Source organism: Lentzea sp. NPDC054927 (assembly GCF_053610285.1).
The window spans coordinates 15,404-33,845 of the sequence record NZ_JBSGXZ010000040.1; the positions used below are offsets into that span (position 1 = coordinate 15,404).

Here is an 18,442-nt window from a genome sequence, read left to right on the forward strand (position 1 = left end):
ACGGGTGTATCAGCAGCTAGTCGCTCCGGAGACGCCCGCCACGTACGCCTTGGCGATGTGCTTGCCGGACGCGATCCGGTACCAGATGTTCGACGTGCCCTGCGTGCCCGACACCGACTCACCGGTCAGCTGGCAGGTGACCCGCACCTGCGCGTAGTTGCCGGCCAGGCCGACCTGCGAGGTCGACGAGTTCGCGCCGCTTCGCACGTTCACGGTGCCGTTCGCCGCCGAGGTCCGCACCGTCCCGACAGGACCGGAGCCCGTCCACAGGTAGGTCACGGTCACCCACGAGTTCGTGGTCAGCTTCAGGCCGTCCCAGAACGTGCCGTCGGCCAGGTCGATGCCCGCCGGGTTCGCGACCTCACGCCCGTACTGGTCCTTGCCGCCGTTGTAGTTGTTCTCGTACGCGGCCTGCGCCTCGGGCTTGCCCTGCGGCAGGTCCTTCCACATCTCCCGGGTCGTGGACGGGTTCCAGTAGTCGTCCTTGGTGTTCCACGGGCCGACGTCCCACACGGGCGCCCACTCGCAACGGCCGTTCGACGCGCACACCTGCACGCTGTAGCTGCCGGAGTTGTTGGGCGCCAGGCCACGCCGCGACGGCAACGCCACGAAGTGGTCGCGCGAACGGATCGTGTGGCCGTTCGCCGTCGTGCCACCGACCAGGCCCTCACGCGTCGCGTACACGCGGTAGGACCGGCCCGCAGCAGCAGCGGTGAAGTCGTCGGAAGCCGCAGGCGCGGTCGTGGCCGACACCTTCACGCTGGAAGCCTTGCCGCTGTGGAGAACCACGCGGGTCTCCAGCGTCGAGGTGGTCACCGGCAACGTGACCGGCTGCGTGGCCGACGTCTCGTACCACTCGGTCCACTGACCATCCGCACGCAGACCGCGCACGTCCACCACACCGTCGCCGGCCACCGACGCCGTGACCGCGTTGGCGGGCTGAGCGAGTCTGTGCGACCCGAGCGGGATCAGGCCGATCTTCGGCGAGCCACCCCACGAGACGGCGCGGCCGCTCACGTCGGCGGTCCACTCGTTCGACTGCGGTGCTGCCTGGGCAGGGGATGCCAGCCCGGCGGTCAGCACCGCGCCGACGGCCAGCGGCAACAGGTAGCGCATGAGAAACCCCCATCGCTAACGCGCGCGGCTTGGGTCCGCGCGCTTCGCGGGAAGAGTTGTCCTCAGCGGTAAAGGTTCACCTAAATCTCCAACTATTTCGGCAGCAAGGTTGGTCGTTGCGGTCAACAGGAGCTGACCCAGCGGGGCTGCCGTCGTGGTGAGGTGGCGCAGTGCCATGCTGATCGATGTGAAGCAGGCGGTGCAGGTGCGGCTGCTGCCGACGCCTGAGCAGGCGGCGGCGCTGCTGGCGACCCTGCAGGCCTGCAATGCCGCCGCGTCGTGGCTGGCTGAGCGAATGCATGCCGCCGGTGAGTTCCGGAAGTTCGACGTGCAGAAACGCTTTTACACCGAACTACGCGAACGGTTCGGGCTGGCGGCGCAGCCGACGATCCGGGTGATCGGCAAGACCGTGGATGCGTACACGGCGTTGCGTGCCAACATCATGGCAGGGAACCACGGGCCTCCAGGGTCAGAGAAGCGTCGTAAGGCCGGGCTCAACCCGATTGGGTTCCGTTCGGAGGCGGGACAGCCGTTCGATGCGCGCTGCCTGTCCTGGCAGCTCGGGCAGACCGGCCGCGAGGGCACAGTGTCGATCTGGAGCACCGCAGGGCGGCTCCGCAACTTGCGGATCGTGGGACACCCTGGCCATCTCGCGCTGTTGCGGTCCGGGCCGATCGGGGAAACCGATCTGATCTGCCGTGACGGGGTATGGGTGCTGCATGCTGTCGTTGACAGCCCTGAAGCGCCCAGGCGGGAGCCCGCGAACGGATTCCTCGGGATTGACATGGGGATCGTGAACCTCGCGACCACCTCCGATGGTGATCGGATGTCCGGGGCTCGCCTGAACCACTACCGCAAGCGGCAGCAGCACCTCCGGAAGCGGTTGCAGGCCACGAAGACCTCCTCCGCGCGGCGATTGCTGAAGAAGCGCCGCCGTAAGGAGAAGCGGTTCGCCGCCGACGTGAACCATCAGATCAGCAAGCGCATCGTGGCCGAGGCTGAACGCACCGGACGTGGCATCGCCGTCGAGCTGTTGACGGGGATCCGTGACCGGGTACGGCTTCGCAAGCCCCAACGGACCACGCTGCATTCCTGGGCGTTCGCTCAGCTCGGCCGGTTCCTCGGCTACAAGGCCGAGAAAGCGGGCCTGGCGTTCGTGCAGGTTGATCCTGCCTACACCTCGCAGCAATGCAGCAACTGCGGTGAGATCGACAAGAAGAACCGGCGCTCGCAAGCGTCGTACGTCTGTGGTCGGTGCGGCTTCGTTGGGCACGCCGACCACAACGCGGCACGCAACATCGCAACACGCGGTGTGGCGGGCTGGGGCGAAGTCATGCGTCCACACGCAGCGCCCACCCTGGCAGCCAGCTAGGGCGGCAGCAGCAAGCCTATTGGCACCCCAGAACCCGAGGATCAGGAGACAAATCGCCTGTACCTGGGGGACGAGCTCATGACCTAAATGAGTCGGCAACAGCTGTTCTGTCGACTTTGCCCGGTCCGCGCAACGGCAGCTCGGACACGAACCGCACCAGCTTGGGCGCCGCCGCACGCCCCACGGCTTCGGCCACCGCAGCCCGCAACTCGTCGACCGACGGCTCCGCACCGCGCGCCACGACAGCCGCGGCGACGACCTGGCCCCACTCGTCGTCCGGCAGGCCGACCACACAGGCCTCCAGCACGCCCGCAACGGTGGACAGAGCCCGTTCCACCAGCACCGGGGGTACCTTCTCGCCGCCGGTGACGATCACGTCGTCCGCGCGCCCGAGCACCTCCAGCCGCCCGTCGCGCAGTCGTCCGAGATCGCCCGTGCGGAACCACTTGCCGAACGGTTCGCGCGCGCCGCGATAGCCCAAGGCGAGCACCGGGCCGCTGATCTCGATCACGTCGTCGGTGCGCAACTGCACGTCCCGCAGCGGCTCACCGTCGTATACACACCCACCAGCCGTCTCGCTCATGCCGTAGGTCGTGACGACCTGCACGCCGAGCGCGCGCGCCTGCTGGAGGAGGTTCGGCGGGGTGGCCGCCCCGCCGATCAGCACGCCGTCGAACTGCCGCAGCGCCTCGAGCCCCGGTCCTTCGCCGGCGACGAGCCGGGAGAGTTGCGTGGGCACCAGCGCGGTGTAGTGGCGGCCCGGCTGGGTCAGCACCGGCCGGGCGGCCTGCGCGAAGCCCATCGCCCGGAAGCCCTTCGACATGTCCATCGCGCCGGGCGTGGTGCCGGCGATGATCGACCGGACCAGCACCTGGACGCCGGCGATGTGGTTCGTGGGCAACGCCAGCAGCCACGTGCCGGGTCCGCCGAGCCGTTCGTGGGTGGCCTCGGCGGACGTCGTCAGCGCGTCGGCGTCGAGCAGGACCGTCTTCGGCTCACCCGTCGACCCGGAGGTGGGCACGCCGAGCACCGCCCGCTTCTCCCAGCCGTCGAGCGGGCCGTCGAGCAGGGGTTCTCCGCTGGTCAGCGCCGCGCGCAGTTCGTCCAGCACGTCGGCCGCTCAGAAGTAGTACGGGTAGTTCGACCAGTCGGGATCGCGCTTCTCCAGGAAGGCGTCCCTGCCCTCGACGGCCTCGTCGGTCATGTACGCGAGCCGGGTCGTCTCACCGGCGAACAGCTGCTGTCCCACCAGACCGTCATCGATCAGGTTGAACGCGTACTTGAGCATGCGCTGCGCGGTCGGCGACTTGCCGTTGATCTCGCGGGCCCACTCCAGCGCCGTGTTCTCCAGCTCGGCGTGCGGCACGACCTCGTTGACGGCGCCCATCTTGTGCATGTCCTCGGCGGAGTACGTGCGGCCGAGGAAGAAGATCTCGCGGGCGAACTTCTGCCCGACCTGCCGCGCGAGGTACGCCGAGCCGTAGCCGCCGTCGAACGAGCCGACGTCCGCGTCGGTCTGCTTGAACTTCGCGTGCTCCTCGCTGGCGATCGTGAGATCGCACACGACGTGCAGGCTGTGGCCGCCGCCCGCCGCCCAGCCGGGCACGACCGCGATGACGACCTTCGGCATGAACCTGATCAGCCGCTGGCACTCCAGGATGTGCAGCCGCCCCGCCCGCGCCGGGTCCACCGTGTCGGCGGTCTCACCGGAGGCGTACTGGTAGCCGCTGCGCCCGCGAATCCGCTGGTCACCACCACTGCAGAAGGCCCAGCCGCCGTCCTTGGGGCTGGGGCCGTTGCCGGTCAGCAGCACGACGCCCACGTCCGACGACATCCGCGCGTGGTCGAGCGCCCGGTACAGCTCGTCCACGGTGTGCGGCCGGAACGCGTTGCGCACCTCCGGCCGGTTGAACGCGATGCGGACCGTGCCCTGGTCGAGCGCGCGGTGGTAGGTGATGTCGGTGAAGTCGAAGCCCTCGATCGGCTTCCACAACGACGGGTCGAAGAGCTCCTGATCTGCCACGGACGAGAGCCTAAGCCTCCGCTGCTGAGACCAGCGGGCGACCTCTCAGCCCGGTCCGGTGACAATTGCGGGATGAACCCGTCCACGACGCAGGCGAGGGTGATCGTCGACGAACTGGTGCGCAACGGCGTCCGTCACGTCGTTCTGTGCCCCGGTTCGCGCAACGCCCCGCTGTCGTTCGCGCTGCACCAGGCCGAGCAAAAAGGCCTGCTCACGGTGCACGTGCGCATCGACGAGCGGAGCGGAGGATTTCTCGCGCTCGGCCTGGCGAAGACGGGCGAGCCCGCCGTCGTGACGTGCACCAGCGGCACCGCGGTCGCGAACCTGCACCCCGCCGTCATCGAGGCGCAGCTGACGAACGTGCCGTTGATCGCGCTGACCGCCGACCGCCCGGTCGACCTCTACCGCACCGGCGCCAGCCAGACGATCAACCAGCACGACGTGCTCGGCCTGCAGACGCTGCACATGCCGGAGGGCGCCGACGAGCCCACCACGCGCTCGCTGATCTGTCGCGCCATCGCCGCGGACGGCCCGTCGCACGTCAACGTGCCGTTCCGCCCGCCACTCACGCCTTCCGACGACGCCTGGCCCACGTCCGATCGCAGCGGCCCGTGGACCGTGACCGATCGCACCTCCGGCGTCGAGACCCGTCCGTCCGATCTGCCCGCCCGCACGCTGGTGCTGCTCGGCGAGGATCGTCCCGAGCGGCTCGGGAAGGCCTCCGGGCTGGGCTGGCCGGTGATCGCGGAGCCGACCGCGCCTGGTGGCCTGCGGCACGGCTCGTTGCTGCTCAACGCGGGCCTGCCGGAGCACCTGCGGCCGGACGCGGTGCTGGTCGTGGGTCGAGTGACCCTCTCCAGGGGCCAGCAGGCCCTGCTGGCCGGCACGCCGGTCGTGCACGCCGTCGGTGACCAGGCGCAGTGGCCGGACGTGCAGTTCACCGCCACGCGCGCGTCGACCTGGCTGCCGGAGCCCGTGGAGCTGGACGGGGAGTGGACGCAGGCGTGGCAGAGCGCGGTGAAGAACGTCAGCGTCGCCGTGGACGATCTGCTGGACGCCGAGCCGTGGCCGACCGGTCTGCACGTCGCCCGCGACCTCACCCAGGCGATGCCGCCGGGCGCGATGCTGTTCGTCGGCTCGTCCAACCCGATCCGCGACGTGGACTACGTGGGCGAGCGTCGAGCGGACGTCACCGTGCACGCGAACCGGGGTGCCGCGGGCATCGATGGCAGCGTTTCCACGGCCGTGGGTCTGGCTATGAACCATCAGGGTCCCGCATACGCGCTGATGGGCGACCTGACGTTCCTGCACGACAGCAACGGCCTGCTCGCCGACCGCCTGCCGGACCTCACGATCGTCGTGCTCAACGACGACGGCGGCGGGATCTTTTCCTTGCTGGAACAAGGCGCTCCGGAGTACGACCAGAGTTTCGAACGGATTTTCGGCACCCCGCACGGGACTGATCTGACCGCTTTGTGCGCGGGCTACCGAATTCCGCACTCCAAAGTGGACGGCCAGGAGGAGTTCCGTAGCGCACTTGCGCGCCCGTCGGGCCTCCGAGTGGTGGAAGTGCAGGCAAAACGTGAAGAACTGCGCGGGCTGCACCAACGTCTCAAGTCGACGGTGTCAACCGTTTTCAGCAGATAGGAAACATACGTAAGTCGGTGGTTGGTACCGCAAAAGTGTGGATAGCGTCGCGCGCATGTCGATCAGATCCAAGGCGACGGCCGCGGTCGCGTCCGCGGCTGCGATGACGCTTTTCGCGGGGACGGCGCTGGCGGCGTCCCCAGGCGCACCTGGCGCCGGTGATCCGTACTACCCGAAGTACGGCAACGGCGGGTACGACGTCTCCCACTACGACATCAGGCTCAACTACAACCCGAACGGCGACCAGCTGTCGGGCACGACGACGATCCTCGCCAAGGCCACCGAGAACCTCACGCAGTTCAACCTGGACTTCCTGCTCAAGGTGAAGTCGGTCCGGGTCAACAACGTGCCGGCCTCGTTCGTCTCGGACGACGGCGAGCTCACGCTCACCCCGCGCGGCGGTGTGCGCAAGGGCCAGGATCTGACGATCGTCGTCACCTACGCCGACACGCCTTCCGCAGTGAAGGACCGCAACGGCTTCACGGCGTGGACCAAGACCACCGACGGCGCCCTGGCCATCGGTGAGCCGGAAATCGCCTCCTGGTGGTTCCCGTCCAACGACCACCCGACCGACAAGGCCACCTTCGACGTCAACGTCGCCGTCCCGAACGGCGTCGAGGCGATCTCGAACGGCACCTTCGTCGGCCAGACCCGCCAGATCAACGGCTACACGCGCTGGAACTGGCGCAGCACCAAGCCGCAGGCGACGTACCTGACGTTCCTGACGATCGGCCAATTCGAGATCCGCCAGTCGACCACTCCGTCCGGTCAGCCGTCGGTCAACGCCTACTCCGAGCGCCTCGGCGACAACACCGACGCCGCGAAGGCCAGCATCGAGCGCACGCCCGAGATCAACGAGTTCCTCGCGGAGAACGTCGGCCCGTACCCGTTCGAGGCACAGGGCGGCGTCGTCACCCCGGACCTGGGCTACGCACTCGAGAACCAGACCCGCCCGGTCTACGACACGGCCTTCTTCCGCCGCGGCGCCAACACCTACGTCGTCGCGCACGAACTGGGCCACCAGTGGTTCGGCGACTCGGTGTCGGTGCACCACTGGCGCGACATCTGGCTGAACGAGGGCTTCGCTTCCTACATGGAGTTCCTCTGGTCCGAGCACATCGGTGAGGGCACGGCACAGGAGAACTCCGACTTCACCTACGACCTCTACCCGGCCGACAGCCCGTTCTGGGACGTCCTGCCCGGCGACCCCGGCGCCGACAAGGTCTTCGACGGCGCCGTCTACGACCGCGGCGCCCTCGCCGTGCACGCCCTGCGCGTGGCCGTCGGTGACGAGAAGTTCTTCGAGATCCTGAAAACCTGGACCGCCGAGAAGAAGTACTCCGACGCCACCATCGAGGAGTTCATCGCGGTGGCGGAGCGGGTGTCGGGCCAGCAGCTGGATCAGGTGTTCCAGACGTGGCTCTTCACCAAGGGCAAGCCGGCGGAGGCTCCTGGCCGTTCGTCGGACGTGGCCGCGAAGACGCTGTCGGTCGCGTCGGCCAAGGCTGCTGAGCCGAAGTCGCGCGCCAAGATCCAGCTGACGCACGAGCTGCTGGACGCGCACAAGTAAGCCGCTCGCCTGACCGCGATTTTCTGTCAGACCTGCTGAGTACGTTATGACGCAGGGGTTCCCAGTTTGCACTGCTGTCCGGAAGTTGGACTGGGGTGTGAAGGCTAGGTGGTGAGGGCCTGGGCTCGGTAGTCGGCCGGGCTCAGGTTTCCCAGCGTGGTGGAGATGCGCGTGGTGTTGAACCAGGCGATGTAGTCGTCCAGCGCGGTGGTGAAGTCCTCGACGCTGTCGAACTTGTTGTGGTGGAACAGTTCTTCCTTGAGGTGGCCGAAGAAGTTCTCGGCGATGGCGTTGTCCAGGCAGTTACCGCGCCTCGACATCGACTGGGTCAGCCCGGCGTCGGAGAGGATCCGCTGCCAGGAGTTGTGCTGGTAGTGGAAGCCCTGGTCGGAGTGCACCAGGGGCCGCTGACCTGGTCGCAGGGTGATGATGGCCCGGCGCAGTGAGGAGTTCGCCAGTTCCAGCGTGGGTGCGGACCCATGGCTGTAGGCGACGACTGATCGATCGAACAGATCGATCACCGGTGACAGGTAGACCTTGCGGTCACCGATCTTGAACTCGGTGAGGTCGGTGACCCATGCGGTGTTCGGCGCCGGCACTGTGAACTGGCGATCCAGCACATTCGCCGCAACCAGGCCTGACAGTCCTGACCAGCCCCGATAACGCCGGCGCCGCCGCACCTGGCAGACCAGGCCCAGAGTGTTCATCAGCTTCAGCACGGTCTTGGCCGCGACCTGCCAGCCCGCTCGCGTCAGCATGGCGTGAACCCGCCGATACCCGTAGCGGGCCTTGGCCTCGGTGAACACCTCCGTGATGGCGGCCTTGAGCGCGGCCTGCGGATCAGGCCGTGACAGCCGGGCCTGGTGATAGAAGAACGTCGACCGGGCCAGTCCCGCGACCTCCAGCAGCACCACCAGCGGAAACTCGGCCTTGAGAGTGACGATGGCCTGAGCCTTCAGTCTCGCCCCTGCTCCCTCAAGACCCGCAGTTTTTCCAGGTAGGCCACCTTCGCCGCCAGCCGCAGGTTCTCCGCCCGCAACCGCTCCAGCTCACCGGTCCCACCCGAACCCGGCCCCACTTCAGGCCGGGGTTCCTTCCGCTTGGGCCGCAACGCGTCCTCGCCACCGCGCCGGACCTCCCGCGCCCAGCTCTGCACCAGCTTCGGTGAGGACAGCCCGTACTCACCGGCCAGCTCGACCGCGGTCGCCTCACCCGCCGCGAACCGGCGCACCACCTCGAGCTTGACCTCGAACGAGTACACCCGCGCATCCCGCTTCACGACCAGCGCTCCCACACCCCTAAGCCGCCACCGATCATGCAAGCGTCCCACCGCCGCCCACCCCACACCCAACCTGGCCGCCACCGCCTTACGACCAAAACCCTGCTCGAACAACCGCACCGCAGCCTCACGCTGCCCCACAGACAACGAACTCCCCGAATACACAACACTCCCCGGACGAAGGAACTGGAACCAGTCCAACTTCCGGGGAGCAGTGCAGTTCAGGGGGACCCCTGCGTCAGCGTTTTCCGGGCCTGTGACGGGTGGGATCGATGAGCGAGGAAGCTCCCGCGTGGGCGTACGAGCGGGCCGAGATTCGTCCACACGACCCGCAATGGGCCGTCCGTGCGGAAGCAGAACGCGCACGCCTGACCGATCTGCTCGGCCCCTGGCTAGTCGACGGAATCGAGCACATCGGCTCGACAGCCGTCCCCGGCCTCGCCGCCAAACCGATCGTCGACCTGGCCGCCTCGGTGACCGACCTGGACACCACAGCGGCAGAAGCCTCCGAACACCTGGCAGCAGCCGGCTGGTCCTACGTCCCTCCAGAACTGGACCAACGCCCGTGGCGACGCTTCTACGTCAAACCGGACCCCACTGGCCAACGACGAGAAGCCCACCTCCACCTGATCGAGGCCGGTCACCAGCGGTGGATCGACCAGATCAGGTTCCGCGACGCCCTCCGCAACGACCCCACCAAGGCGCAGCAGTACGAGGACCTGAAACGCCAGCTGTCCCAAGCCAACGGGCACGACCGTGAGGCGTACACGGAAGGCAAGGCGGCATTCGTGGCGAGCGTCCTGGCCTCATCAATTGAGTAGCGGCCACCGACCGGTCAACACCAGGATCGGCCCATGCAGTCACGTGTCGCCCTGATCACCGGCGCTGGTTCCGGCATAGGCGCAGGCATCGCCCAGGAACTGGCCGGCCAAGGACACCAGGTAGCCGTCCTGGACCGAACGCCCGAGACCGCCAATGCGGTAGCCGATCAGATCAAAGCCTCAGGCGGCACAGCGCTGGCCGTCCACGCAGACGTCAGCGACCCCGCGCAGGTCACCCAGGCCGTAGCCGAGGTGGCAAAAGCGTTCGGCCCGGTGGGCATCCTGGTCAACAACGCCGGATTCGCCAAGGACAACAACGTCCTGGACATGCCGCTCGACGACTGGGACGCCGTCGTCAACACCCACCTGCGCGGCAGCTTCCTCACCCTCAAAGCCACCGCACCGGCCATGCGCGAGACCGGTTGGGGCCGCATCGTCAACATCTCGAGCATCTCCGCGCTAGGCGACGACGAGCGCATCAACTACGTAGCCGCGAAGTCGGGCCTGGAGGGCTTCACCCGAGCCGCCGCGCTGGATCTCGCCCAGCACGGGATCACGGTGAACGCAGTCGGCCCCGGCGTTGTGCACACGAAGATGACCACTGTCTCCGCAGCGCGGGCGGGCCGGACGCTGGAACAACATCTCGAAGCGCAGGCGAAGACGATTCCGGTCGGCCGGATCGGCACACCGCACGACATCGCGCGTGCGGTGTTGTTCTTCACGGCCGAGGACGCCGACTTCGTCACCGGCCAGGTCATCTACGTCAGCGGTGGACCACACGGTTAGTGGCGTGGCTCGAAACGTTGGCGGTGAATTCACGCTCAGCAGGACGCAGCGCGGCACCGCCCCCGCGCCCCCATACGACTCCGGTATGAGGACGCGGGGGCGGCACCACGCTGCGTCCGTCTGACCGCGAATTCGCACGGCAACGTTTCGAGCCACGCCACTAAAGACCTTCGAGGGCCTCACGCATCGGTCGCATCTTCGCGTGCGCCTCCTGCACCTCGATGTCCGGATCCGAGTCCGCCACGAGCCCGCAGCCAGCGAACAGTCGCGCGGTGGAGCCGGAGATCTGCGCACACCGCAAGGCGATGCCGAGTTCGCCGTCGCCGTTGCCGTCGATCCACCCGACCGGCCCGGCGTACCGGCCGCGGTCCATGCCCTCCAGCTGCGAGATCAACGTCGTGGCGTCCAGCCGGGGCGTCCCGCCCACCGCCGCGGTCGGGTGCACGGCCTCGCCGAGGTGCAGCAGCGACGTGGACGACGACAGCTCGCCGATCACGTCGCTGGACAGGTGCGACACGTTCGGCAGGCGCAGCACCGAGGGCCCCTCGACAGACATCGTGGTGCAGTACGGCCGGAGCGTCTCCGCGAGAGAGGTGATCGCGTAGTCGTGCTCTTCGAGGTTCTTCTCCGACGACATCAACGCCGCCGCGAGCTCCTCGTCCGACACACCGTCGTGCGGCCAGGTGGTGCCGGCAAGTACTCGGGAATCAACGACCGAACCGGTCCGGCGCAGCAGCAGCTCCGGCGTGGCGCCGACCAGCCCGTCGACGGCGTAGGCCCAGCACTCCGGATACCGCCGTGCGAGACCCTGCAGCACGAAGCGCTGGTCAAGGCGCCGATCGGTCACGGCCACCAGATCGTGGGCCAGCACGACCTTGTCCAGTTCGCCCGCGCGCATCCGGGCGACGGCCGAGCGCACGGCCTCGCGGTACTGCGTGACCGGCAGCTGCCCGTTCGCGTACCGGACCGTCGAGGGCCGCGACAGGGGTGCGATGTTGGGGGCCGGGTCCGAGGCGCCGATCGTGGTGATCCACTGCTCGCCGTTGCGGCGGCCGGCCACGACCTCGGGGACGATCAGCACCGAGTCGCCCGGCTCGTCGGCGAAGGCCATCGAGACGAACGCGACGGGGCCGCTGCCCGGCACGCCCAGCTCGTCGTCGATGTCGAGGTGCGAGACGAACTCGCGCCACCACTTGTCGGCCTGCGCGAACCTGTCCGGGCCGCTGACCTCCAGTCTTGCCGCTTCACCCCACCCCACGAGACCTGAACCGTCGCGCACCCAGGCGAGCGCGTGCTCCGGGTCTGGCAGCAGTCCGAGCAGGTCACCGGCGGTGTCCCGCTTCGACCGGACGCGAATTCGCTGCCGTGTGCGCGATGTCGGTGCAGAGGTCACGTCTCGACTGTATGGACCTCAACCTGAAAGCGCGGCACCCGCCCGGCTCTAGACTTCTCAGTTGTGGTGGAGGACGCAGTGACCAAGCCGCCGCTCGGTGTTCGCGTCCGCCGTGCGGTTACTAGAACGTTGCTCGTGGTCGGCGGGGTGGTCACGCTCGTGTGCGTGCTGCTGCCGATCGCTTGTTGGCGGGACGACATGGCCATCGAACGCAACGTGGGGCAGGCGGTCGCGCAGGTCGACTCCGTGGCCTTCAACAGGACGGTTGTGCGCTACGCCACACCGGACGGGCGCGTGATCATCCCGTCCCAGGGCGTGCTGTACCCGGCCGGGTTGAAGGTCGGGGACAACGTGCGGGTCGAGTACGACCAGACGAACCCGGAACTCACGCGCGTCGCGGGCCGGAGCGCCGTGCTCAGCCTGCTGCCCGTCGGCACCTTCCTGCTGGCCGTCTGGATCGTCATCGCAGCGGTTGTGACAGTTCTACGCAGATTCGGGACGCGGGTGTAACATCGGTGCATGGCGGATGACCTGGAGCTGCGCTTCGAGCGCACCGTGCAGGCCGAATCGCGCATCGAGCCGCGCGACTGGATGCCCGACGGCTACCGCAAGACCCTGATCAGGCAGATCGCCCAGCACGCGCACTCCGAGATCATCGGGATGCAGCCGGAGGGCAACTGGATCTCGCGCGCGCCCTCGCTTCGGCGCAAGGCGATCCTGCTGGCGAAGGTGCAGGACGAGGCCGGTCACGGCCTGTACCTGTACTCGGCGACCGAGACGCTCGGCGCCGACCGCGAGGACCTGACGACCAAGCTCATCGAGGGCCGCCAGAAGTACTCCTCGATCTTCAACTACCCGACGCTGACGTTCGCCGACGTCGGCGTGATCGGCTGGCTCGTCGACGGCGCCGCGATCTGCAACCAGGTGCCGCTGTGCCGCACGTCCTACGGGCCGTACGCGCGCGCCATGATCCGCATCTGCAAGGAAGAGTCGTTCCACCAGCGTCAGGGCTACGAGCTGCTCATGACGATGATGCGCGGCACCCAGCAGCAGCGCGACATGGTGCAGGACTCGGTGAACCGGTGGTGGTGGCCGGCGCTGATGATGTTCGGCCCGCCGGACGCGGAGTCCACGAACACCGAGCAGTCGATGGCGTGGCGGATCAAGCGCGACACCAACGACGAGCTGCGGCAGAAGTTCGTGAACATGAGCATGCCGCAGGCCGAGGCGCTCGGCGTGACGTTCCCGGACCCCGAGCTCAAGTGGAACGAAGAGCGCGGCGAGTACGACTTCGGTCAGCCGGACTGGGACGAGTTCTGGCAGGTCGTCAAGGGTGGCGGCGTCTGCAACGAGCAGCGCATCGCCCACCGCCGCAAGGCGCACGAGGACGGCGCCTGGGTCCGTGAGGCCGCCGCCGCACATGCCGCGAAGCACGCCGTTGCGAAGGAAGGTGCCGCGTGAGCACGTCTTGGCCGCTGTGGGAAGTGTTCGTGCGGGGCAAGCGCGGCCTGAACCACGTGCACGTCGGTTCGCTGCACGCGCCGGACGCGGAGATGGCGCTGCGCAACGCCCGTGACGTCTACACGCGCCGCAACGAGGGCGTCTCGATCTGGGTCGTGCCCGCCACGGAGATCACGGCCTCCTCGCCCGACGAGAAGGACCCGTTCTTCGCGCCGGCGGGGGACAAGGTCTACCGGCACCCGACGTTCTACGCGATTCCCGAGGACGTGCCGCACCTATGAGCTTCGACAACGCCTACGAGTCCTTGCTGGGCCATGAAGACGCGCACTGGGCGTTCGGGACGGGCTTCTCGGAGGCCCTGTCCGGCGTGAACCGCGAGTTCCCGGCCGGTGTGGACCGCGACGCTCTCGCCGCCTACTGCCTGATGCTCGGCGACGACGCGTTGATCTTCTCGCAGCGCCTGTCGGAGTGGTGCTCGCGCGCTCCGGAGCTCGAAGAGGACATCGCTCTCGCCAACATCGCGCTGGACCTGCTGGGCCAGGCCCGCATGCTGCTGACGCGTGCGGGCGAGGTGCTGGGCCGTGATGAGGACGCGCTGGCCTACCTGCGCGACGAACGCGAGTTCCGCAACGTGCACCTGGCCGAGATCGACTGCGGACCCGGCCCCGGCGGCGACTTCGCCACGACCATCGCGCGCCTGCTGGTGTTCTCGTCGTGGCGCCTCGCCCTGTTCTCCCGCCTGCGCGGTTCGGCGGACCCGGTGCTCGCCGCCATCGCCGAGAAGGGCCTGAAAGAGCTGGCCTATCACCGCGACCACGCCGCCCAGTGGACCGTGCGGCTCGGCGACGGCACCGACGAGTCGCACCGCCGCATGCAGGCCGGTCTGGACCGCGTGTGGCCGTTCGTGGACGAGCTGTTCGCGACGCACCGCGTTGAAGTTGCATTGACCGGCGTCGCGGTCGACCCGGCTTCACTGAGGTCCGAAGTGGACGGTGTGCTGGAGGCGGTTCTGTCTGCCGCCGGTCTCACACGCCCTGCCGACACGCGCGCTGCACGGGTGGCGGGCATGGCGGGTCGCGATGGCGTGCACACCGAGGCCATGGGCTTCCTGCTCGCCGAGATGCAGCACCTGCACCGCTCGCTGCCAGGAGCGGTCTGGTGACCACTGCACTCGAGATCGCGTCGGCCGTGCGGGACCCGGAACTCCCGGTCCTCACGCTCGCGGACCTCGGCGTGCTCCGCGAGGTGTCCGAAGAGGACGGTCGCGTGGTCGTCACCATCACCCCGACCTACTCGGGTTGCCCCGCGATCGACGAGATGGGTGCTGACCTGCGCCGTTCGTTGATCTCCGCGGGCTACGAGCAGGTCGAGGTGCGCCTGTCCCTGTCACCGGCCTGGACGACGGACTGGATCAGCTCAGAAGGGCGCTCGAAGCTGGCCGCCGCGGGCATCGCGCCTCCTTCGCGCGTCGGGCCTTCCGTCGCGGGGCCTGTGCCACTGAACCTCGTGCCGCCGTCACGGCAGGTCGCGTGCCCGCAGTGCGGCTCGCTGAACACCTCGGAGATTTCTCGGTTCGGCTCGACGGCGTGCAAGGCCCTGCGCCGTTGCCACGCCTGCGCCGAACCGTTCGAGCACGTCAAGGAGATCTGAGTTGTCGCCCAAAATCGGCAAACGGGGAGCCGCCTTCCACAAGCTCACCGTCGCCAGCGTCGACCGCCTCTGCGACGACGCCGTGGCCGTCACCTTCGACGTGCCCGCGGAGCTGTCCGAGGACTTCGCCTTCGCCGCGGGCCAGTACCTGACCCTTCGCCAGGGTGACGAACGCCGCTCGTACTCGATCTGCGCGCCCCACGGTGCCGCGCCCCGAATCGGCGTGCGCCGTGTCGACGGCGGCCAGTTCTCGACGTGGCTGGTGGATCGCGTCGCTCCCGGCGACGTGCTCGAAGTCCTGCCGCCCCTGGGCAAGTTCTCCCCGACCGGTGTCGGTACGCATCACGGCCTCGTGGTCGCCGGCTCCGGCATCACTCCGGCCCTGTCGATCGCCGCGACCGTGCTGGCCACCGGCGCCCGCGTGACCCTGCTGTACGGCAACCGCAGCACCAACACGGTGATGTTCGCCGACGAACTCGCCGACCTGAAAGACCGCTACCCAGCCACGTTCCAGCTGATCCACGTCCTGTCCCGCGAACCCCGCGACGTGGAACTGTTCACCGGCCGCCTGAACGCCGAGAAGCTGACCGCGCTGTTCGGCAGCGTCGTCCCGTTCGAGGCCATCGACGAATGGTGGCTCTGCGGCCCCTACGAGATGGTCCAGGACGCCACCGCCGTGCTGCGCGACCGCGGCGTCCCAAGCGATCGCGTGCACCACGAACTCTTCTACGTCGACGAACCGCCGCCCCCGCCCCGCCGTGCCGAGGCCGTGATCGATGCCGCCGCGTCCGTGACCGTGGTGCTGGACGGCAAGTCGACGACCCTGCCGCTGCCCGCCGACGAGCCGATCCTCGATGCCGCGCAACGCGTCCGCGCGGATCTGCCGTTCGCCTGCAAGGGCGGGGTGTGCGGCACGTGCCGGGCGCTGGTCACCGAGGGGTCCGTCGAGATGCGGCGCAACTACGCGCTCGACGAGTCCGAGGTGGCGGCGGGGTTCGTGCTGACCTGTCAGGCGCTGCCGACCAGCGAATGCGTGACGGTCGACTTCGACGCCTGAACGGAGTAGCTCGTTACTCCTTTGAGACCATATGGTTCATGTGGCACGGTTTTCTGGATGAGTCGCGACGAGGTATGACCTACCTGATCGTCGCGGTTGTCGTTCGTCCGCGTGAGCTGGACAAGATTCGCTCTGCCCTGCGCCGGCTGGTGAAGCCCGGCCAGCGTCGGGTGCATTTCAAGAAGGAGAGCGATTCGCGCAGGCGGGAGCTCGTGTCTCGGTTGCGCGAAATGGAGCTGCGAGCTGCCGTCTGGACGGTTCGCGATTCGGACGACGTCCACGCCCGGCAGCTGTGCTTGTCCGCTGCGGCGACCTGGCTCCAGGAACTCGGTGTCACCCGGCTGGCGATCGAGAGTTGTGCGCACCAGGACGTGCGCGATCGGCAAACCCTGGCATTGGCTCTGGAGAAGGTCGACGAGCCGTTCACCTACGAGCACCTGCGCCCGGCTGAAGACCCGGTCCTGTGGGCGAGCGATGCGCTCGCGTGGTGCTTCGGAGCGGGAGGCGACTGGCGGCAGCGTGTCCAGCCGATGCTCGACGCGGTGGTGCGGCTCGATCAGTGCCCAGAAAGCGCGAAACCCGGCAACCGACCGTCCGGACGGTGAACCGGGTCCACTTCCGGCTCCTACTGGAACCGACAGCAAAAACTATAGCAGAGATGATTCGCAGCTGATTGATTCCAGATGGACCGCGAACGCGCGGTGAACATGGCACGATCACGGGCTATGGGGGTTGTCGTCCGTTCAGCGCTCTGGGGTGCCGCAGCCGGCACCCTGCTCATGGGTGCCCTCACGGTTCTCGTCGAGGTGAGCGTTCCGAGCGAGAAGCCGTCCTCGCTCTTCGTGACGATCATCGCGATGATGTTCATCTCGCTGACCTTCGGCGGCATCCCCGGCCTCGCGATCGGCACGGGCATCGGCTTCATCCGCCGGTCGATCCAGCGCCCCGGCCAGCCGAGGCCCGCGTACGTGCCGATGCCGCAGCAGCCCTACGACATGTGGTCCGAGCTGGTCGAACGTTGTGCGGAGTCCACCAGGCGGGTCGCCAACGCGGTTCAGACGGTGCCCAAGTCGGCGGCCAAGGACTGGTTGCAGAGGATCAGCGAGCAGCTGACCAAGGAGCTGGACGACGTCCGCGGCATCGCGCAGCTGGGCAGGGCGCTCGGCGCGGTCGACCGGCAGCATCCGGTGTACCAGCGGCTGCTCAAGGCCGCGCACGACTTCCACCAGTTCGAGAACGAGGTGGGCCGGGTCGCGTTGCAGATGTTCGACCACCCGGAGCTGGACGAGGCGCGCACGCACCTCGAGGTGCTCGAGAAGCAGCTTCCTCAGCTGTCCGCTTGAAGCGCGGACTGCCACCAGCCCAGCACCTCGTCGGCGGCGTCGGGTGCGGCCACCAGTAGGCCGTCCACGGGCAGTTGAGCGCCCTCGCCGCGTCTGTCCAGCACGACCGCACCGGATTCGACGGCCAGTGACACGGCACCGGCCACGTCCCACTCGTGATAGCCGTGCAGCACTGCGGCAGCGACGTGGCCCAACGCCACTTGCGCCACGGCAAGGCATTTCGAACCCAGAACGCGCACGCCCGTGCCTGCTATCGCGGCCGTGGAGATGAATTCACCCATTCCGGGCCACGGACCCGTCCGAGTCATTTCGGTGCACACGACCAGTGAGTCGCCTTGGCGTTCGGTCAGACGGACCGGCGTGCCGTTGGCGCGCATGCCGCGGCCACGGGCGGCGGCGTAGATCTGGGAGCGGTACGGGTCGGCGACCACACCGACCACCGGGCCCCAGCGGTCCACCAGGGCAAGGCTGTAGGCGCACCAAGGCATGCCCGCCGTGTAGTTCGCGGTGCCGTCGACCGGGTCGACCACCCAGCGGAACTCGGAGTCGCCGGGCACGTCGGCGTCAGAATTCTCACAGAACACCGGGATCGCGGGGAACTCAGCCGTGAGCACGCGGCGGGTGTGGCGTTCCAGGGTGCGGTCGGTGTCGGTGACCCAGTCGAACGGCGACTCGTCGGAGTCGGGACGCACGCCGCGGCCGGCGGTGGCCATGATGACGTCGGAGGCGTCGTTCGCCAGGCGACCAGCCACTTCCAGCGCGATGGACACCAGTCCGGGATCGACTGGGTGCGCGGGGCGAGACGACAAGACGGTCATGCTGGCCTAGTTTCACCGCGTCGGGTGACCGGCAACCCAATCGAAGATGACGAATCGACGATCACCTGGCCACGACGTGAGGTGTTCTGACCGCGTCAAATTTCGC

20 protein-coding genes are annotated in these 18,442 nt (G+C 68.1%); 13 read left to right on the forward strand and 7 right to left on the reverse strand.

Features of this window, described 5'->3' with window-relative positions; genetic code table 11:
* Positions 1 to 9: 9 nt before the first annotated feature.
* Positions 10 to 1,116, reverse strand: coding sequence for a hypothetical protein (locus ACWGE0_RS35945; protein WP_452265353.1), 1,107 nt, complete (start codon positions 1,114 to 1,116; stop codon positions 10 to 12).
* 175 nt (positions 1,117 to 1,291) lie between these two features.
* Between ACWGE0_RS35945 and ACWGE0_RS35950 the strand changes: the two genes are divergently transcribed.
* Positions 1,292 to 2,488 carry an RNA-guided endonuclease InsQ/TnpB family protein gene (locus ACWGE0_RS35950; protein WP_452265354.1) on the forward strand — a complete coding sequence of 399 codons (1,197 nt, stop codon included), beginning with the start codon at positions 1,292 to 1,294 and terminating at the stop codon, positions 2,486 to 2,488.
* 76 nt (positions 2,489 to 2,564) lie between these two features.
* On the opposite strand, the gene menE is transcribed toward ACWGE0_RS35950, so the two are convergent.
* Both menE and ACWGE0_RS35960 read right to left on the reverse strand, forming a co-directional pair.
* Positions 2,565 to 3,599, reverse strand: a complete 1,035-nt coding sequence (gene menE / locus ACWGE0_RS35955; protein WP_452265355.1) for an o-succinylbenzoate--CoA ligase — start codon at positions 3,597 to 3,599, stop codon at positions 2,565 to 2,567.
* A 9-nt stretch (positions 3,600 to 3,608) separates the two neighbouring features.
* Positions 3,609 to 4,511 carry a 1,4-dihydroxy-2-naphthoyl-CoA synthase gene (locus ACWGE0_RS35960; protein WP_452265356.1) on the reverse strand — a complete coding sequence of 301 codons (903 nt, stop codon included), beginning with the start codon at positions 4,509 to 4,511 and terminating at the stop codon, positions 3,609 to 3,611.
* 72 nt (positions 4,512 to 4,583) lie between these two features.
* On the opposite strand from ACWGE0_RS35960, the gene menD reads away from it, so the two are divergent.
* Positions 4,584 to 6,158: a 2-succinyl-5-enolpyruvyl-6-hydroxy-3-cyclohexene-1-carboxylic-acid synthase gene (gene menD / locus ACWGE0_RS35965; protein WP_452265357.1), complete on the forward strand. Its 1,575-nt coding sequence runs from the start codon at positions 4,584 to 4,586 to the stop codon at positions 6,156 to 6,158.
* A 55-nt stretch (positions 6,159 to 6,213) separates the two neighbouring features.
* Positions 6,214 to 7,728 carry a M1 family metallopeptidase gene (locus tag ACWGE0_RS35970; protein ID WP_452265358.1) on the forward strand — a complete coding sequence of 505 codons (1,515 nt, stop codon included), beginning with the start codon at positions 6,214 to 6,216 and terminating at the stop codon, positions 7,726 to 7,728.
* A 104-nt stretch (positions 7,729 to 7,832) separates the two neighbouring features.
* Here the strand turns inward: ACWGE0_RS35970 and ACWGE0_RS35975 are convergent, their stop codons facing one another.
* Both ACWGE0_RS35975 and ACWGE0_RS35980 read right to left on the reverse strand, forming a co-directional pair.
* Positions 7,833 to 8,642: an IS3 family transposase gene (locus ACWGE0_RS35975; RefSeq protein ID WP_452265359.1), complete on the reverse strand. Its 810-nt coding sequence runs from the start codon at positions 8,640 to 8,642 to the stop codon at positions 7,833 to 7,835.
* Between the two features lie 41 nt (positions 8,643 to 8,683).
* Positions 8,684 to 9,007, reverse strand: coding sequence for a transposase (locus ACWGE0_RS35980; protein ID WP_452265360.1), 324 nt, complete (start codon positions 9,005 to 9,007; stop codon positions 8,684 to 8,686).
* A 272-nt stretch (positions 9,008 to 9,279) separates the two neighbouring features.
* On the opposite strand from ACWGE0_RS35980, the gene ACWGE0_RS35985 reads away from it, so the two are divergent.
* Together ACWGE0_RS35985 and ACWGE0_RS35990 are read left to right on the forward strand one after the other, a co-directional pair.
* Positions 9,280 to 9,828: a GrpB family protein gene (locus ACWGE0_RS35985; protein WP_452265361.1), complete on the forward strand. Its 549-nt coding sequence runs from the start codon at positions 9,280 to 9,282 to the stop codon at positions 9,826 to 9,828.
* 33 nt (positions 9,829 to 9,861) lie between these two features.
* Complete coding sequence (locus ACWGE0_RS35990; RefSeq protein ID WP_452265362.1) at positions 9,862 to 10,614, forward strand: SDR family NAD(P)-dependent oxidoreductase; 753 nt, start codon at positions 9,862 to 9,864, stop codon at positions 10,612 to 10,614.
* Between the two features lie 160 nt (positions 10,615 to 10,774).
* On the opposite strand, the gene ACWGE0_RS35995 is transcribed toward ACWGE0_RS35990, so the two are convergent.
* On the reverse strand, positions 10,775 to 12,007 hold the full coding sequence (locus tag ACWGE0_RS35995; RefSeq protein WP_452265363.1) for an isochorismate synthase: 1,233 nt from the start codon (positions 12,005 to 12,007) through the stop codon (positions 10,775 to 10,777).
* A gap of 78 nt (positions 12,008 to 12,085) precedes the next feature.
* On the opposite strand from ACWGE0_RS35995, the gene ACWGE0_RS36000 reads away from it, so the two are divergent.
* From ACWGE0_RS36000 to ACWGE0_RS36035, 8 genes are all read left to right on the forward strand, one after another.
* Positions 12,086 to 12,517 (forward strand): DUF3592 domain-containing protein, encoded by a 432-nt coding sequence (locus tag ACWGE0_RS36000; protein WP_452265364.1) that lies wholly within the window; start codon positions 12,086 to 12,088, stop codon positions 12,515 to 12,517.
* 9 nt (positions 12,518 to 12,526) lie between these two features.
* Positions 12,527 to 13,468: a 1,2-phenylacetyl-CoA epoxidase subunit PaaA gene (gene paaA, locus ACWGE0_RS36005; RefSeq protein WP_452265365.1), complete on the forward strand. Its 942-nt coding sequence runs from the start codon at positions 12,527 to 12,529 to the stop codon at positions 13,466 to 13,468.
* Positions 13,465 to 13,749: a 1,2-phenylacetyl-CoA epoxidase subunit PaaB gene (gene paaB, locus ACWGE0_RS36010; RefSeq protein WP_090065945.1), complete on the forward strand. Its 285-nt coding sequence runs from the start codon at positions 13,465 to 13,467 to the stop codon at positions 13,747 to 13,749. Before paaA ends, paaB begins: the two co-directional genes overlap by 4 nt.
* A complete protein-coding gene (paaC, locus tag ACWGE0_RS36015) occupies positions 13,746 to 14,630 on the forward strand; it encodes a 1,2-phenylacetyl-CoA epoxidase subunit PaaC (RefSeq protein ID WP_452265366.1) in 885 nt (294 codons plus the stop codon). Before paaB ends, paaC begins: the two co-directional genes overlap by 4 nt.
* Entirely contained in the window at positions 14,627 to 15,118 is a 492-nt protein-coding gene (paaD, locus tag ACWGE0_RS36020; protein ID WP_452265367.1) for a 1,2-phenylacetyl-CoA epoxidase subunit PaaD, read from the forward strand. Before paaC ends, paaD begins: the two co-directional genes overlap by 4 nt.
* A 1-nt stretch (position 15,119) precedes the next feature.
* Positions 15,120 to 16,175: a 1,2-phenylacetyl-CoA epoxidase subunit PaaE gene (gene paaE, locus ACWGE0_RS36025; RefSeq protein ID WP_452265368.1), complete on the forward strand. Its 1,056-nt coding sequence runs from the start codon at positions 15,120 to 15,122 to the stop codon at positions 16,173 to 16,175.
* Positions 16,176 to 16,249: 74 nt separating this feature from the next.
* Positions 16,250 to 16,780, forward strand: a complete 531-nt coding sequence (locus tag ACWGE0_RS36030; RefSeq protein ID WP_452265369.1) for a hypothetical protein — start codon at positions 16,250 to 16,252, stop codon at positions 16,778 to 16,780.
* A gap of 120 nt (positions 16,781 to 16,900) precedes the next feature.
* A complete protein-coding gene (locus ACWGE0_RS36035) occupies positions 16,901 to 17,518 on the forward strand; it encodes a hypothetical protein (RefSeq protein ID WP_452265370.1) in 618 nt (205 codons plus the stop codon).
* Here ACWGE0_RS36035 and ACWGE0_RS36040 read toward each other — a convergent pair.
* Positions 17,503 to 18,336: an inositol monophosphatase family protein gene (locus tag ACWGE0_RS36040; RefSeq protein ID WP_452265371.1), complete on the reverse strand. Its 834-nt coding sequence runs from the start codon at positions 18,334 to 18,336 to the stop codon at positions 17,503 to 17,505. The genes ACWGE0_RS36035 and ACWGE0_RS36040 overlap by 16 nt on opposite strands.
* Positions 18,337 to 18,442 lie beyond the last annotated feature (106 nt).